At 62.1% G+C, this 15,824-nt stretch carries 12 protein-coding genes; 1 reads left to right on the top strand and 11 read right to left on the bottom strand.

The window, feature by feature from the left end:
- Positions 1 to 65 precede the first annotated feature (65 nt).
- The 3 genes from DXC90_RS08775 to DXC90_RS08765 form a co-directional block, all read right to left on the bottom strand.
- Positions 66 to 1,076, bottom strand: a complete 1,011-nt coding sequence (locus tag DXC90_RS08775) for a LacI family DNA-binding transcriptional regulator (RefSeq protein WP_117735641.1) — start codon at positions 1,074 to 1,076, stop codon at positions 66 to 68.
- A gap of 203 nt (positions 1,077 to 1,279) precedes the next feature.
- Positions 1,280 to 2,254: a nucleoside hydrolase gene (locus tag DXC90_RS08770; protein ID WP_117735640.1), complete on the bottom strand. Its 975-nt coding sequence runs from the start codon at positions 2,252 to 2,254 to the stop codon at positions 1,280 to 1,282.
- A 4-nt stretch (positions 2,255 to 2,258) separates the two neighbouring features.
- Positions 2,259 to 3,254: a ribokinase gene (locus tag DXC90_RS08765; RefSeq protein ID WP_117735639.1), complete on the bottom strand. Its 996-nt coding sequence runs from the start codon at positions 3,252 to 3,254 to the stop codon at positions 2,259 to 2,261.
- A gap of 187 nt (positions 3,255 to 3,441) precedes the next feature.
- Between DXC90_RS08765 and DXC90_RS08760 the strand changes: the two genes are divergently transcribed.
- Entirely contained in the window at positions 3,442 to 5,658 is a 2,217-nt protein-coding gene (locus DXC90_RS08760; protein ID WP_117735638.1) for an acyltransferase family protein, read from the top strand.
- 510 nt (positions 5,659 to 6,168) lie between these two features.
- Here the strand turns inward: DXC90_RS08760 and DXC90_RS08755 are convergent.
- From DXC90_RS08755 to DXC90_RS08720, 8 genes are all read right to left on the bottom strand, one after another.
- Positions 6,169 to 7,365: an Nramp family divalent metal transporter gene (locus DXC90_RS08755; RefSeq protein ID WP_055252163.1), complete on the bottom strand. Its 1,197-nt coding sequence runs from the start codon at positions 7,363 to 7,365 to the stop codon at positions 6,169 to 6,171.
- 74 nt (positions 7,366 to 7,439) lie between these two features.
- Positions 7,440 to 9,284 (bottom strand): magnesium transporter, encoded by a 1,845-nt coding sequence (locus DXC90_RS08750; protein ID WP_117735637.1) that lies wholly within the window; start codon positions 9,282 to 9,284, stop codon positions 7,440 to 7,442.
- 364 nt (positions 9,285 to 9,648) lie between these two features.
- Complete coding sequence (locus DXC90_RS08745) at positions 9,649 to 11,055, bottom strand: polysaccharide deacetylase family protein (protein WP_233502268.1); 1,407 nt, start codon at positions 11,053 to 11,055, stop codon at positions 9,649 to 9,651.
- A gap of 72 nt (positions 11,056 to 11,127) precedes the next feature.
- Positions 11,128 to 11,883 carry a PRC-barrel domain containing protein gene (locus DXC90_RS08740; RefSeq protein ID WP_117735636.1) on the bottom strand — a complete coding sequence of 252 codons (756 nt, stop codon included), beginning with the start codon at positions 11,881 to 11,883 and terminating at the stop codon, positions 11,128 to 11,130.
- Positions 11,883 to 12,272, bottom strand: coding sequence for a YtxH domain-containing protein (locus tag DXC90_RS08735; protein WP_117735667.1), 390 nt, complete (start codon positions 12,270 to 12,272; stop codon positions 11,883 to 11,885). The genes DXC90_RS08740 and DXC90_RS08735 overlap by 1 nt, the downstream gene beginning before the upstream one ends.
- 136 nt (positions 12,273 to 12,408) lie before the next feature.
- Positions 12,409 to 13,242, bottom strand: a complete 834-nt coding sequence (locus DXC90_RS09790; RefSeq protein WP_233502267.1) for a hypothetical protein — start codon at positions 13,240 to 13,242, stop codon at positions 12,409 to 12,411.
- A 24-nt stretch (positions 13,243 to 13,266) separates the two neighbouring features.
- Complete coding sequence (locus DXC90_RS08725; RefSeq protein WP_117735635.1) at positions 13,267 to 14,640, bottom strand: hemolysin family protein; 1,374 nt, start codon at positions 14,638 to 14,640, stop codon at positions 13,267 to 13,269.
- A gap of 113 nt (positions 14,641 to 14,753) precedes the next feature.
- Positions 14,754 to 15,545 carry a hemolysin III family protein gene (locus DXC90_RS08720; RefSeq protein WP_117735634.1) on the bottom strand — a complete coding sequence of 264 codons (792 nt, stop codon included), beginning with the start codon at positions 15,543 to 15,545 and terminating at the stop codon, positions 14,754 to 14,756.
- Between the last annotated feature and the right edge of the window lie 279 nt (positions 15,546 to 15,824).

The following is a 15,824-nucleotide window of genomic DNA, read 5'->3' as shown; positions in this document are numbered from 1 at the left end:
TTTGAACGGTGTTGCACTTACTGCCCTCGCGCGCTTTGACGCGCCGCGAGCGATGCTGCCTTCGCCTAGATTTCGCGCACGCTCTGGCGCTCGACAAAATACGTCGATACGGCCGTCTTGCAGGTATAGCTCTTGGGATTGCGGATGTTGCCCACCAGACGACGCACCGCGATCTCGCCCACCTCGTGCTTGGGAACATGCACCGTGGTGAGCGGCGGGTTGGAGAAGGCGCCCAAAGACAGATCGTCAAAGCCGATGATCGAGACATCCTCGGGCACGCGAATGCCGTGCTCGTTGAGCGCGCGCATGGCACCCACAGCGAGCACGTCGTTCTCGGCAAAGAAAGCCGTCGGCAGATCTTCGTGCGAGGCGTTGTCGAGCCACACACCCATGTCGCGATAGGCGCCTTCGAGTGTGGTGCCCAGCGTGACACGCCATGCCGGGTTGGCCTCGAGGTCCGCATCCTCAAGCGCTTGACGATAGCCGCGCTCGCGATCCTTAAAGTTGCGGATACGAAGGTCGCCCGCCAGATAGCCGATTTGCTTGTGGCCTTTCTCGATAAGGTAGTCCACGGCGCGCAGCACCGAATCGGTATTGGCAATGACCACGGCATCAAAGTACTGGCGGTCGCTCCAGCCATCGAGCACAATCAGGTGGGCAGCGGCGTTAGCGAACAGGGCGTAGTCTTCTTCGCCCAGCTCGGTGCCCATCAGCACGATGGCGGCAGACGGATCGGCAATCAGGCCCTCGACCTGCGGGCGCACGGCGTCCAGGTCGCTAAAGTCGAGCGAGACAAAGCTCGTGCTCATGCCGTGGCGACGCGCCTGGCGCTCCACGCCCTCGATGACTGCGGGATGAAAGGTGCTCTCGTCCAGAATGGCGCCCGTCTTGCGCGCGAGCACAAACTGGATGCTCTCGAGCTGCGTCGACTGCTGATAGCCGAGCGACTGCGCGCACTCCAGGATGACCTTGGCGGTCTCCTCGCTCACGCTGCGCTTGCGGTTGAGCGCGTTGGACACGGTCGCAGGCGAAAAACCGGTGATGCGGCTGATTTCGCGGACACTTGCTTTGGCCATTGTTCCCCCTAGTAACGGTCGCGGTCGAGCATCGTGGCCTGACCGCCCTGTGACTCGACAACTAAACGACCGCAAATTCAATCTAAACAGAATAGTAAATGTTTAATAGCTAGTTTAGCCTGTTGTCAAGCGAAGCGGCACAACTATTCCCCCAACGGGCGCATTTACTCGGTAGCTAATCTGGAACGGGGCACAGAAACCGTTTAGCCCAGGACGCGGGCCATGCGCGCCTTAAACTCCGCGAGGAAACGTGGGGCGTCCACGGTGAGCGCCACGAGCGCGCTCTTGTCGGGGTCGGCCACACGGCGCTCATCGCAGATGGTGCGGCCGCGGTACTCGCCCAGCAAGTCAACGCGCAGGTTACAGCCGAGCGCACCCACGAGCGTGGGATCAATCGCCACGGCAACCGCCAGCGGATCGTGCAGCGCGCAGCCGCCCAGGTAGGGCGCGTTCATTTCGTACGAACCGATATAGTGCTCGACCATGCTCGCAAACGCGCAGCCAGCCATAGTGCCCGAGCCCGTCCAGCCGGCAACGTCGCGGCGCGTGAGCACCACGCGATGCGTCACATCCAGGCCCACCATGGTGAGCTTGCGGCCCGAGCGCAGCACGGCGTCGGCAGCCTCGGGGTCGCCCGCCATGTTGGCCTCGGCGCCCGCGCTCACGTTGCCGGGCACGGTAAGGGCGCCGCCCATCACGACCACGCGGCCGATGGACATCATCGCCGCCGCATCGCGCTCCAAGGCAAGTGCCAGGTTGGAGAGCGGGCCGGTCGCAACGTAGACCAGATCGGGACCATAAGTACGCGCGGCATCAATCAGGTAATCGACCGCCGCATTGCCATCGGTCGACGTCGCGCCCACCGGCTCATACGGCGAGGCGGGCACGCTTGCGCCGCCAATGCCGTTCTTGCCGTGGATAAGCGTGGTGGACGCCGGCGGCGTGTAGGGTTCGGTCGCCTTCATGGGACGATCGGCGCCCAGGTACACCGGCACCTCGGGACGGCCCAACAGGTCGAGCACCGCCAAGCAGTTGTGCGCCGACTGCTCGACGCGCACGTTGCCAAAGCACGTGGTGATGCCGACGAGCTCCACCTCGGGGCTCGCGATGGCATAGGCAAGCGCCATCGCATCATCCACACCCATATCCAGATCAAGGATCAGCTTCTTGGTTGCCATTGTTCTACTCCGCTTCTCCGTCTACATCCAAACCGTCTAAACCAAACTTGTGCTCGACTTCCGCACGCGTGGGAATTGATTGCTGAGCGCCCAGGCGCGACACCGTCACCGCCGAGGCGCGAGCGCCCGCCGCCATGCACTCAAAGAGCGGCAGGCCCTCCAGACGAGCTGCCGCCAACGCGCCGATAAACGTATCGCCCGCGGCCGTCGTATCGACCACCGCGCTCGAAAGCGCCGGCATGCGCAGCGGCTCACCGCCATCGCCGAGCGTAACCGAGCCGGCGCCGCCCAACGTGATGACCGCAGCCCCGGCGCCCTTGTCGAGCAGCGCATTGAGCGCGGCGACGCAACTCGCATCATCCGTAGGCAGAACGCCCGTCAGCACCTGGCACTCGGTCTCGTTGGGGCAGACCAGGTCGACCGCTGGCCACGCTCCTGCCGGCAGGTCGCAGGCGGGCGCCGGGTTAAAGATCGTATAGAACCCCAGCTCGTGAGCGCAAGAGAGTGCCGCGGCCGTTGCCGCAAGGTCACATTCGCCCTGGGCAATAAAGACGCTTCCGGCAGCCGGGGCAATCTCGCTGGCATCGCCGTCGAGCTCGTCGGCCACCAAGCGCCTCAGTGCGCGGGCAACGTCCTCGCCCGCAAGCGCATGGTTGGCGCCCGGCGACAGCACGATGCGGTTGTCGCTCTCGCAGCGAATGATAGTCGCGGTACCGGTCTCCACGTCATCGCGACGCGCCACAAACTCAACGCCCACGCCGGCATCCTGGAGCCCTGCCACGAGCGCATCGCCAAAGGTATCGCGCCCAACAGCGCCGATCATGCACGTGCGCGCACCCATGCGCGCAGCGGCAACGGCCTGGTTAGCGCCCTTGCCACCGGCGTTGGTGATAAAACCGCTACCGCCAACGGTCTCGCCCGCGCGCGGCATGCGCTCGCACGCCACCGAAAGGTCCATGTTCATGCTGCCGAACACCGCAACGATGCTGTGATCCGCCATGGAAACCTCCTCGCCTTCAGGCTTTGCGCCCACCGTCGACCAACGATTGTGCACTCTCGCACCCCCTATAACTTTAGTCCACTTTGATGTGGACGCGCGCTTGAGCTTGCGCCAGCAGCAAGCATTCACAGGGGCAGGCAGCTACAATGAATATGTGCTGATTATTCTCGTCATTGGATGATGTTTTATGGAACAATTCTCGCAATCGGGCTCGCGCGGTCGACGCCGCACGGGCAACGAGCCGGCGCCGCACGAACGCGTGAAGGGCGAACGCCGTGCCAACGAGCCGCGACGCACCGCGAGCCCCCATCGCGCTTCCGCCAACAACGAGGGCCGCGCCAACACTCCCGCCGCGGAGCAGACGCCTGCTCGCCCCAAGTCCCGCTATATCCCTGCGCTCGACGGTTTGCGCACGCTTGCCGTCGTCGCGGTGGTGCTCTATCACCTCAACCTCACGTGGGCGCAGGGCGGTCTGCTCGGCGTCACGATCTTCTTTGTGCTTTCGGGCTATCTGATCACACGCCTGCTACTCAACGAAGTCGCTAAGACCGGCCGCATCGACCTCAAAAGCTTCTGGATCCGCCGTATCCGTCGCCTGGTCCCCGCCGTGGTAACGGTAGTGTTCGTGACCTGCGCGCTGTGCACCATCTTTAACCACGTGATGCTCACCAAGATGCGCCCCGACATCCTGCCGTCGCTGCTGTTCTTCAACAACTGGTGGCAGATTGCCCAAAACGTCTCGTACTTCAATGCTCTGGGCGACCCCTCGCCGCTCACGCACTTTTGGTCGCTTGCCATCGAGGAACAGTTCTACCTGATTTGGCCGCCACTGCTGTTTGCCATGGTATCCATGCATGTGAGCAAGCCCAACACGCGCCGCGTGGTTCTGGGCCTTGCCGCGGTATCTGCCCTCGCCATGATGCTGCTCTATAACCCTGCCGCCGACCCCAGCCGCGTGTACTACGGCACCGACACCCGCGTGTTCTCGCTGCTGCTGGGTGCCTGGATGGCCTTTATCCCCGATCGCGACCTGGCGCCGGTGCGTCTCGCTCATCGTTTGGGGCTCAATCGCCTGGCTGGCGCCGCCAAGCACGGCAAGAACGCCGAGGGCAAGTCTGGCGAGAAGGCCGACGAAGCAGCCGAGACCGCCCCGGCACAGCCGAGCGCCCTCGTGCGCTTTTGGTCCTCGCCCGCATCCATCGATGTGTTGGGCGTCGTGGGTCTGGTTGGCCTTGCCGCCATGGTCGCGCTCACCAACGGCTACACCGCGTTCCAGTATCGCGGCGGCACGCTGTTATGTTCCATCCTCACGCTCATGGTCATCGCGGCCTGCGTGCAGCCCCAGGGAATGGTTGCCCGCGCGCTGTCCACCGAGCCGCTCGTGTGGGTTGGCAAGCGCTCGTACAGCATCTACCTGTGGCACTATCCGCTGCTGTTGCTCATGAACCCGGTCGCCAACATCAACGACACGCCCTGGTGGCAGTACATCTTGCAGGTGTTGTTGGTGATCGCCGTGGCCGAATGTTCGTATCGCTTTATCGAGACGCCGTTTAGGAAGGGCGCCTTCGGCCGTACCGTCGCCGAGTTCCGCGACGGCACCACCACACCCGCCAACTGGGTGCGCGCGCATATTCCTGTGTGCGCCACTTGCGGGATCGTGCTTGTTATCGCGCTGGGCGGCCTGATCTTTGTGCCGGAGACCTCCGCGCTGAGCGGTGAGGGCGCCGAAGTCCTCAACAAGGAAGCCAAAAACACCGCGCCCACCGACCAGCAGGCGGCCGACGACACCGACAAGGACAACGACGGCTTCCCCGATGGCTCCTACGACCTGTTGATGATCGGTGACTCCGTGTCGCTGCGCGCCGTTGATTCCTTTGACAGCATGTTTCCTCACAGCCATATCGATGCCGAAAAGGGCCGCCAGTTTGATGCGGGCCGCGCGACATTTGAGGGCTATATCCAGCAGAACCTTGCCGGCAAGATCGTGGTCTTTGCCCTGGGCACTAACGGTTTGGTAACGGACGCCCAGGTCGACGCGATCATGGCCGTTGCGGGAGATAAGCGTATTGTGGTGTTTGTGAACACTCGCAGCCCGCAGCCGTGGGTCGGGTCCACGAACCAGGCCATCGCCAACGCCGCCACGCGCTACAAGAATGTACGCGTTATCGACTGGTACGGGCACAGTGCCAACCGCAACGACCTGTTCGATGGCGACGGCACGCACCTGTCGACTACCGGCGTGACCGAGTACCTCAACCTGATCCACGATGCGGTCAAGAAAGACCTGCCCGTGCACCCCGAGGACCACGTCAACGATCCGCAGCCGGCAGCCGTCAAGTCCGCCGCCGACGCGCTCGTCAATGCGCTCGCTCTCAAGCCGCACAAGCTGGGCACCGACAAGTAACCTGCAGCGCAAACTCCCCCCTCCGGCAGTTAGGGACGTTCCTTATGTGCCGGCACCTAGGGACACTCCTGACACAGCCGAGGAACGCCCTCCTTGCGACCGAATTCTGGACGCCTCGCCACCCCGAGCGTTGTTTCCAAGCCCACACCCGCAGCAAGCAACCCAAAATTACTCTTTTCGAGCCGGCTCCAAGAGGTCGTGGACAAAAAGAGGCAAATATGAGTACTGTTACAATTTAAGTAGCAGGCAAAACCACCCAAAATGGCGCCCATGCGGTAGCGCGCGACCCTTCCAGTTGACCAGAATGGCCGGCTTAGGACTTGGAGCTCCGCTTTTAATGAACAGATTTTTAGATATGTTTATTATTTTCTTAGTTGTAAATGCTATCGGCCAGGCAACAGTACTCATATTTGGCATTTTTTGTCCACCCGCATATTACTAACCCCCTATAACAGGCAAAATACAGGCCGCAACCCATGGCGGCGGCCTGTTTGGAGTCCAAAAGAGGCGCTAAGCGCTGTAACCCATCGCCTGCAGGACAAACATGACAACCGTCAGCACCGTGATCACGCCGATAGTCGCCCACGTAAGCACATTCCACACGCGGCCGTTGCGGTTGGCGCCCATAATGTGACGATCGGCGGCAATAACCACCTGAAACACCAAAACCACGGGCAACAGCACGCCGTTGATGACCTGCGAGGTCATCATAATCTGGAACAGATCGACACCAGGCATAAGCACCAGTACGGCAGAGATACCGATGATGGCCGTAATGATGCCGCGATATACCGGGGCCTCGTCCCAGCTGCGATCGGCGCCGCGCTCCCAACCAAAAGCCTCGCAGATGGCACTCGACGTAACGCCCGGCAGCACGCAGGCAGCCAAAAAGCTCGCTGCGACCAGGCCCGAGGCAAACAGCACCGTGGACCACTGACCCGCGATGGGCTCCAGCGCGCGGGCGGCATCGGCGGCATCGCTAATCTGAATACCCGCCGGGAACAGCACCGTACCGGTCGTGATGATAATGAAGCCCGCAATGATATCAGCAGCGATCGAGCCGCTCACGGTATCAATACGCTGCAGCACGATATCGTCCTCGCCCGCATTCTTATCGACCACGTTATTCTGCGCCAAGAAAATCATCCACGGCGCGATGGTGGTACCGATCGTTGCGACCACGAGCGACACGTAGCTGGGATCGTTCTGAATATTGGGGACGACCAAGTCGACCGCGACCTCACCCCAGTTGGGACCGGCCATAAACGCGGCGACAATATAGGTCACGAAGACGCAGCTTACCAGCAGCAGAATCTTCTCGATGCGCTGGAAGCTACCCGACATGGTAAGCATCCACACCAGCAGCGCCACCAACGGCACCGAGATGCTCGCCGGCACGCCAAAGAGGGCAAGGCCGCTCGCGATACCCGCAAACTCCGAAATGGTCACAGCCGTGTTGGCGATCAACAGCGCCGCCATGGCCAGCACGCTCTTGCGCACGCCAAAGCGCTCGCGAATAAGCGATGCCAGGCCCTTGCCCGTGACGCAGCCGCAGCGCGCCGCGGTCTCCTGCGTCACGATAAGCAGCACGGTCATGACGGGAAGCATCCAGAGCATCTTATAGCCATAGCTGGCGCCCGCACTGGAATACGTTGCAATGCCGCCGGCGTCATTGCCCGAAAGCGCCGCCAGCAGGCCGGGACCCATAGCGCCAAAGATGGCGGCGATGGTCAGCTTTTGCTTGGCGCTCGCCTTTTGTTTCGTGTTTTCCACGAGACCACCTAACCCATGACTGACATGGTGAGCAGCACCGCGGCGATGCAGTACGCCACACACGAGATCATGACGGCGATGACGTTCATAGCGGTACCCGACGTGTTGAGGTCGTGCTCATCGCGCCAGAACAGCACCATCAGATAAATCACGGCGCTCATGTTGCCCACCAGGCAGATGATGGCAGCAATGTTAAAGCAGCCGGTAAAGAGCTGCTCCTCAAACATAGGGGCATCGGGGAACGCGGCGGTGCGCACCAGCTGCGCACACAGGTAAGTAACAAGCGAAAGGATCAGGCCCATACCCGTGCTCTGGAAGAAGAACCCCAGATACGGCTTGGGCTCATCGTCATGGCCGTCGTACTCCAGGAAGTAGTTCTTGACGAACGACACCATGCGCGAGGCAGCCAGCAGCACGAGCGGCATGGCGCACATGGGGAACACCACCAGATACGCGGAGCCCAGCGCCGTCCCCAGCACCGTCGCCATGATGCACGAGGCAATGCCCCACACGACGACCCAGTACTGGCGATGCACAAACCAGCTGAGCACGTTCGTCGAGTCGTCCGATGCGCTATCGCCCGAACCGACACCGGCGATCTGCAGGTCCTCCTGGTGCTCCTCGGCAATAACGTCCATGGCGTCGTCGAAGGTCACGATACCCAGGATGTGGCGGTTCTCGTCACAGACGGGGATAGCTACCAGGTCATACTTGGTCATCTCATCTGTCACGTCTTCCTGGTCCTCGTCGGGCGACACATAGACCAGATCGCGATAAGCAAGCTGGCCTAGCGTGGCGTCGCGGTCGGCCACGATCAGCGTGCGCAGCGAAAGCACGCCCGTCAGCATGCCACTCGGATCCTCGGTATAGACGTAGTAGACGCTCTCGAAGTCCTCGTCGAGTTTGCGAATTGCCTCGATGGCATCGCCGACCGTTGCCGTGGCGGGCAGGGAGACAAACTCCGAGGTCATGATGCGGCCGGCGGTGTTGTCTTCATACCCTAGCAGGTTACGAATCGCCTTCTCCTCCTTGACGCCCATCAGGCGCAGGAGCTTCTCGGCCTTCTCATAATCGAGCTCGTCGATCAGGTCGGCAGCGTCGTCCGGGTCCATCATGGCCAGCATCGACGATGCGTCGGTATCGGACAGGCCCTCGAGCATCTCGGTCATGAGCTCGTCATCATCGAACTCCGAGATGGCCTCGGCGGCCTGTGCCGTATCGAGCTGCGCGAACACCTGCGCGCGTAGGCGCGGGTCGAGCTGCTCGATGATGTCAGCGATGTCGGCAGGATGCAGCTCGCCAAGCGTCTTGTGCGACACCGAGAGCTGGATGTTCTTAGTCGAGCGGTCGAGCAGGTCCATGTAAGACCAGGCGATAATTTCCTCGCTGAGCGGCTTGCCCAAGTGCTTCATAAAGCCCTCGACGATATGCTCGAGCGCGGGACTGATTGCACGCAGCAGACCGCGGGCGCCGACCTCGGCACCCAGCAGACGCAGCTGATTTTCGCCCGACATGGAGAACTTGATGTCGTTGACACGCACGACCTTCATGCCTTGCGTATCGACGATTTGCTTATTGAGCACATCGCGCGCCAGCAGGAGCTCGGTCGGCTGCAGGTACGAAAAGCGAATGTTGGTGGCAGACGTATTGAGATACACGCCCGTCTCGTCGATACGGTCGACCCATTTGCGCCAGCTGATCATAAACGGCGTCTTGCCGGGGCCGCGAAACGCGAGCGACGTCACGTGCGGAAAAACTTCGCCGGTTGCAATGCCAAAATCGTTCACAACGCCGAGCTTTTCGCCGTCGACGTCCAAGACCGGCAATTTGAGCATCTCACTCAGATAATTCAATGGTGCTCCCCATCATTATCCCTGCGGACCGCGGCCGGACGGGCACGCTATCCGTGGACTGTTTGATATGTATACGCATGCGCGGGCGGCACGCCGCTCGACGCTTACACCCCGTGCATGCGCAGAAAGCACCTGCATGGGGTCATCGACTGTATGGTCGAGGTTTGGATTTCACCTGTAACCTTTCTCTTGACCCTTATTAACCGCAGTAACTATAGCATCAGCATCGCGCTGCGGCACCGAATTTATGCGCTGCACATTGCAGGCATACCAAACGCTGACGTATCCGTGACATAGTCGTCCGCAGCGAAGTGGTGGGACAAACACTACTGATAATTTTGTCCCACCGTGCCACTCGTTTGAGCTACTCCGTGGCGTCGTCGTCCTCGGCAAGTTGGGGAAATACGGCGTTCTTGGGCATGGTGACCTTCGTCAGTGACGTGAGCTTTTTGCTCAGCGCTGTGTCCGTCTTGACCAGATCGCTGAGCGTCACGATCTTGTAGCCGTCGGCAATAAGCCCGTCGATAATCTGCGGCAGCGCCTCGAGCGTCTGCTCGGCGCATTCGTCTCTATCGGTGAGCAGCACGATATTGCCTGGCGTCACCGAATCGAGCACCGTCGAGACCTGCTCGTCGGCACCTTTGAGCAGCCAGTCACCCGAATCGATATTCCACGAGACCACGGCGGAGACCAGGTCCATCGAGTCGATCCAGTTTTGCTCGTCAAAGGCAGCATAGGGAGCGCGCAGCAGCATCGTCTTCACGCCGGTCGCCGACTTAATCGCATCGGTACCTTTCGTGATCTGTTCGCGTACTGTCTCGCGATCCTCGCCCTTGAGCGAATCATCGCTGTAGCTGTTGGAGCCAATCTCGCACCCGGCATCGACAATCGCCTTGGCCGTGGCAGGCGAGGCCTCGGCCGCATCGCCCGAAAGGAAGAACGTCGCGGTGACGCCCTTTTCCTTGAGCACCTGCAAGATCTGTTTGGTGGCGCCGCTCGGGCCCTCGTCAAACGTCAGCGCCACGTACTTTTCGTTGCCCTTGGGCGCCACGCTCGCGCACTCGACCACGCAATCGGTAGCGTTCACGACCTCGCCGCGGTCCTGCGTCTTGCCCGACTGCTCGCCGACCCACACCTCGGAGCGGCCCTGGATGCCCCACGTCTTGACGTACTCGATGGCACCCGTGCCCTCGACCTTGAGCTTGGGATCGATAACCGTAGCCTGAACCTCATGCTTCTCGTAGGTGTTACGGCCATCCTTGACCGTCACCTTCTCGCCGCCCTCAAGTTCGCGGCTATCCCATTTGCCCTGCTTCACGCGCTTGCCGTCGACCTTCACCGACAGCTTTTCGCCCCCATGGCGCTTGAGCACGCTGTCATCGACGGCCAACAGGTCGCCTGCGTCGTAGGTGTCAGCCAACTCCTGGTCGTCGATAAGATTCTGCAACGTAGAGCCCACGCGCACCGCGGTCTTTTGCCCGTTGAGTTCCACGTCCACGCTGCGGTTTACGTAGCCCACGACGGCAGCGATAAACAGTACGAGCGCGCAACCCACGGCGATGAGCGCATAGGGCAGGCGGGACGGTCGGCGCGGTGAGCGCCCGCTGCCGATGCGCGCGCTGCGATCGCTAAATCCACGGCTATGGTTGAGGTACATCGCGCCGGGCTTACGGCGGCGACGGCGCTGGCCGCTGGGCAGCTGCCCCAGGTCGCGTCGCGCCGTCGGACGCGCACCCGAGCGCCCGTTTAAGTTAGATCCGTTTTGGCGCATGTGCCCTCCCCCATAAACGCAGCAAGCCGGAGCAACAGGTCTCCGGCTCGCCTCCCATCATTTGGTACGTCGCTATTTGCTAGCTTTTGACGAGCCCCCGCTCGCCTTTTGATATTCGTCCTTAAACGCCTTGAACATACCGCGCGTCTTGCCGAGCTGCTTGCCCAGTGCGCGGCTGCCCTTGTCCACGGCGACCGATCCCTTGTCATCGAGCACCTTGGCGCCCTTCTTGACCTTGTCACCCACCACGACGCTGGCCTCAGCGGCCTTGGCAGCCGCACCGCCCGAATACCCGAGCGACTTGACCTCGTCCGAGACGACCATCGCGCCGTTCTCGTAGCCCCGCAGCATCGTCGGCGGCACCTGCGTGTCACCAACCAAAACACTCGAAGCAGCACCGGCGGTCACATAGAATGCCTGCACGATACCCGAGCGTGGCTTGAACTCAACGTCCGAGCAATAGCCCACGACGTCGCCCGATTCCGTGCGCACGTCCATACCGACCCAGATGATGCAATCGTCCAGGTTGATGTCGAGGCGCTTGGCGGCGGCGGCATCGTACGTGTCCTTGACGTCATCGACCGCAATGGCGCCCTCGTAGACACCAATGGCGTCGAGCGCTACGAATCGGTCGGGACGCTCGATCATGCCCGCGATATCGGACTGGCGGACCATAAAGCCGACCACGCGCGTACCGCCCGGGGTAAAAACCGGAAAGTGAATCTTTCCGAGCTTTTTAGGGCTGCGCGGCGTGCCGTCCTTTTTGATGCGCTTGTCCTCGGTAGGCTTGCGATAGATCTTGGCGCCGACAAAATCCCCGGCGCGCATTATGCCTCGGTCGAGGGCTCCGCAGCCTCGGTATCAGCCTCGACGGCGTTCTCGACCACGACGTCGGCGGCAGGCGTCACGTTGCCGCCCGAAATGGCGTCGTTGAGCTGCTCGCGCAGCTGGTCCATGCGCTCGCGGGCCAGGTCGACCTTGGCGCGCAGGTCGTCGGTCTTGGCGTCGACCATCGGGCCAAAATCGTTGACCGCAGCACGGGCCTCCTCGGCGCCGTGCTCGTAGGTGTCGCGCATATTGTCCCAGGCGTCGTTGGCGATATCGGCAGCCATGGCGCGGGTCTCGGCGCCCGGGCGCGGAGCCAGAGCAACGCCGATAATAGCGCCGGCAGCGGCACCAAAAAGTGCGCCGGAGACAAAGCTGAAAGTCTTACCCATGATCATTCCTCTCCTGCGGGCACGTCGGTGCCCACCGTTTGAATGCTGTCCATTATACCCGCAGCGCATCACTTGCCGCTCCGCTCATCTGCGTACGGCAAAGGCGCAGGTCCGTGATGGTAATAAACGCGTAGGCCTACTCCTGAGGCATAGCCGGCATGGCCACTGTGGCACCCGGGTCCTCGCCGGCGCCGTCCACGAGCGGCAGGCCGCCCTCATGCGCAGGTCCCGCCGGAACCGTCGCCGCACCGCCAAAGACGGCAGCGGAAGCCTCGTGGTTTTCGGCAACCGCGCCCTCGGTATCAATCGCCACCTGGGGCTCGTCGTCAAAGTTGGGGACGCCCTGGGGCTCGGTGGGAACGGGCTCGGCGGTCGCATCGGCAACAGGCTCGGCGTCGACCGGCACATCGCCCTCGTCAGCGCCCTCGTCCTCGGCAGCATCTTCGCCGTTCGCAGCGGCGACGGCCTCGTGGGGATCCTTGCCCTCGGCCTCGGCGCGCATCCCCAGCACCAGGTTGCGCAGGCCCGCGACCGTACCGTCCACATCGGGAGCCGGCTGGTCGGCGTGCAGATAGGCCCAATCCATCATAAAGGTGGCCGAAGACAGCGCGCCAATGGCCAGCGCGTCGTCGGGACACGAAAGCTCAACCTCAAAGACGCGCTCGTCGTGCTCGCTTACGCGCGTGCGACCGCACGAGATGCTGCCGGCAAGACCGGTCTCGTTCATGAGCTCGACCGTCACGTGCTCCAGCAGGTGGCAAAGCTCGGTCTGACCCATGCAATCCTGGAACTCGCGGCCGGAATCGCCCAGGCACAGGTGCTTGGCAATCGCCGGCACCAGGTAGTACACGCGCGCCGTGGCCTCGATATCCTCCGAGGTCATCAGCGGCATGCCGGGGTTCACCAGCACATGCGCGCAGATCTTGTCCTCGCTGACGGTGACCTTAAGGATGTTGAACAGGCCTGCCATAACTCTCCCCTACTCTTCCTTGTCCTACTCGTCGCCGTCGTGCGGATTCGCAGAACCCGCACCCGACGTCGTCGGCTCGTCTACCGAAGACTCGGAATCCTTCTTATCGGTTTCGGCCGGAGCGATCACGCGAATGAGCGAGATGCGCTGGCCACGCATCGACTGCACCTTAAACTTGTACCCCGCGACCTCAAACACCTCTCCGATGTCGGGCACCGAGTCGCAAAGCTCCAAAATCCAGCCGGCGATGGTCTCATAATCATCGCTTTCCTCGAGCGGCCAACCAAGCTCAATCGCGTCATCGCACGAAAAACGCCCATCGACAAGCCACTCGCGGCGCGAAAGGCGCGTGAGGTACTTGTTGTCGGGGTCGAACTCGTCTTCGATCTCGCCCACGATCTCCTCGACGATGTCCTCGATGGTGATGATGCCGGCCGTGCCGCCGTACTCGTCCACGACCACTACGATCTGGTCGTGCGAGGTCTGCATCTCGGACAGCAGCGGCAGGATGTCCTTAGTGTCGGGCACAAAGGTGGCGTCGCGCAAAAAGCCGGCGATGGGCTGGTCGCCCTCGCCGTCGAGCGCGGGCTGAATCAGGTCCTTGATATGCGCGATGCCGGCGACGTTGTCGGGATCCTCGTGATAGACGGGGATGCGGCTAAAGCCGGTCTGGCGCATGGTGGACAGCACGTCGGCGACCGTCTCGTCATCCTCGCACATGGTGGTGTCCACGCGCGGCACCATGACCTCGCGGGCAACGGTGTCGCCCAAGTCAAAGATCTCGTGGATCATACGCTTTTCCTCGTCGAGCAGGTCGTCCTGCTCCGAGACCATGTACTTGATCTCTTCTTCCGAGACGTTCTGACGGTCGTCGGCACTCTTGATGCGCAGGATGCGGGCTAGGCCATCGGAGCAAGCGCCAGTCAGCCACACGAGCGGACGGGCGATCTTTTGGAAAAACGACAACGGCCCCACGACCTGCTTGGACACGCCCTCGGCATTGGCTAGGCCGATGCGCTTGGGCACAAGCTCGCCAATCACGATGGACACGAAGGCGACCGCGACGGTGATGATGACCGGCGCCAGGCCGCGCGCGATGGCGGAGAGCGGCGCGATGCCAAAACTCATGAGCCACGTGGCGAGCGGGTCGGACAGACTCGTCGAGGCGACGGCGGACGAGGCGAATCCCACGAGCGTGATGGCGACCTGGATGGTGGCGAGCAGCTGGTCGGAGTCGGCAGCCAGCTTAATGGCACGCTCGGCGCGCCTGTCGCCTTCCTCGGCCTCGTGCTCCAGCACGGCGCGCTTGGCCGTGGTGAGCGCCATCTCCGACATGGAGAAGTAGCCGTTGATGAGGGTTAAAACGAGGGTGGTGATAAGGGAGATGGTTATGTCCATCGGGAGTTTCTCGAACCTCCAAGATTCGGGACGTCAGGTTAAAACGTTGGTGACGGATAGGGCAGTTGCGCCCGGTGGCCGCCTGGATGGGTCCGCGGGCACAGACGCGATCGCTAGATTACGAAGAGAATCACCGCCATGAACTGGAAGATGCTGCCGGCGAGCACCCACAGGTGAAACACGCTGTGCAGATAGCGCACGTTTTTGGCGATATAGAACGGCACGCCCACGGTGTAGCACACGCCGCCGACGGCGAGCAGGGCAAGCGCCACGGGATTCAGCAGCGCCACAAGCTCGGGCAACTTAAAGACGACGAGCCAGCCCATCAGCAGGTAGACCAGGCCGCATACCCAGTGCGGTTGACGTTCGCGCATAAAGCACTCGAGGGCGATGCCGATGATGGCGATGGCCCACACGGCAAAGAACAGCGCGGGGCCGCCGTCGTTTGCGAGCGTGATGAGGCAAAACGGGGTGTAGCTGCCCGCGATGAGCACGTAGATGCCGCAATGGTCGATCACGCGGAAGACGCGCTTGGCGGCCTGCGGGGCGATGGCGTGGTAGAGCATGGAAGCGAGGTACTCGAGGATGAGTGTGATGCCGAAAACCAGAGCACATGCAAGGGACGCGGGGTGCTGTCCGGCCACGACCGCCTTGACGATCATGATGACGAGCGCCGCGATTGAGAGCGCCGCGCCGATGCCGTGCGTGACGGAGTTGGCGATCTCCTCGCCGAGAGTGTAGTGCGGGAGGGCATGGCGCTTGACCGCGCTCGCGGCCTCGCGCGCCGTTGAGCCGGCAGCCCGAGCGATGCGCTGCGCCCGCGAAGATGCGTCGGCACGCGCTATGGGAACAGGGGCAGCCGCGATGCCAGGTCGCGGCGTGGAACTGTCACTCGAATCGGGCATGTGCTTGGTTCGTTCTCCTAAGATATACAATGCTCAGAACTATAGCAGAACCCGGGCCTCCCTGCAGGTACGAGGGAGGCCCGGGCCGTTATCTATCACAATCTGCGGACACGATGGCATGCGCAACACCGTTCATGTGGCGCCGCGTTCGGCCCCGCGTATCCCGTCTTAACGACGCTTTTTTCGGAGCACCAACGCCGCGATGACGCAGAGAGCGCCCGTGGCGGCGACCACGCCGGGGATCATCGGGCTGAACGGGTCGCCCGTCTTGACCAGCTT

This window comes from Collinsella sp. TF09-1AT, assembly GCF_003436895.1.
Taxonomy (GTDB): Bacteria; Actinomycetota; Coriobacteriia; order Coriobacteriales; family Coriobacteriaceae; genus Collinsella.
This window is presented reverse-complemented; position numbering and strand designations above follow the sequence as displayed.

Excerpts from the sequence above, each read along its gene's own strand:
- DXC90_RS08745 (WP_233502268.1), bottom strand. The coding sequence starts at position 11,055 with ATGCGCCAAAACGGATCTAACTTAAACGGGCGCTCGGGTGCGCGTCCG.
- DXC90_RS08755 (WP_055252163.1), bottom strand. The coding sequence starts at position 7,365 with ATGGGTCCCGGCCTGCTGGCGGCGCTTTCGGGCAATGACGCCGGCGGC.
- DXC90_RS08775 (WP_117735641.1), bottom strand. The coding sequence starts at position 1,076 with ATGGCCAAAGCAAGTGTCCGCGAAATCAGCCGCATCACCGGTTTTTCG.
- DXC90_RS08735 (WP_117735667.1), bottom strand. The coding sequence starts at position 12,272 with ATGGGTAAGACTTTCAGCTTTGTCTCCGGCGCACTTTTTGGTGCCGCT.
- DXC90_RS08760 (WP_117735638.1), top strand. The coding sequence starts at position 3,442 with ATGGAACAATTCTCGCAATCGGGCTCGCGCGGTCGACGCCGCACGGGC.
- DXC90_RS08765 (WP_117735639.1), bottom strand. The coding sequence starts at position 3,254 with ATGGCGGATCACAGCATCGTTGCGGTGTTCGGCAGCATGAACATGGAC.
- DXC90_RS09790 (WP_233502267.1), bottom strand. The coding sequence starts at position 13,242 with ATGGCAGGCCTGTTCAACATCCTTAAGGTCACCGTCAGCGAGGACAAG.
- DXC90_RS08770 (WP_117735640.1), bottom strand. The coding sequence starts at position 2,254 with ATGGCAACCAAGAAGCTGATCCTTGATCTGGATATGGGTGTGGATGAT.
- DXC90_RS08725 (WP_117735635.1), bottom strand. The coding sequence starts at position 14,640 with ATGGACATAACCATCTCCCTTATCACCACCCTCGTTTTAACCCTCATC.
- DXC90_RS08740 (WP_117735636.1), bottom strand. The coding sequence starts at position 11,883 with ATGCGCGCCGGGGATTTTGTCGGCGCCAAGATCTATCGCAAGCCTACC.
- DXC90_RS08720 (WP_117735634.1), bottom strand. The coding sequence starts at position 15,545 with ATGCCCGATTCGAGTGACAGTTCCACGCCGCGACCTGGCATCGCGGCT.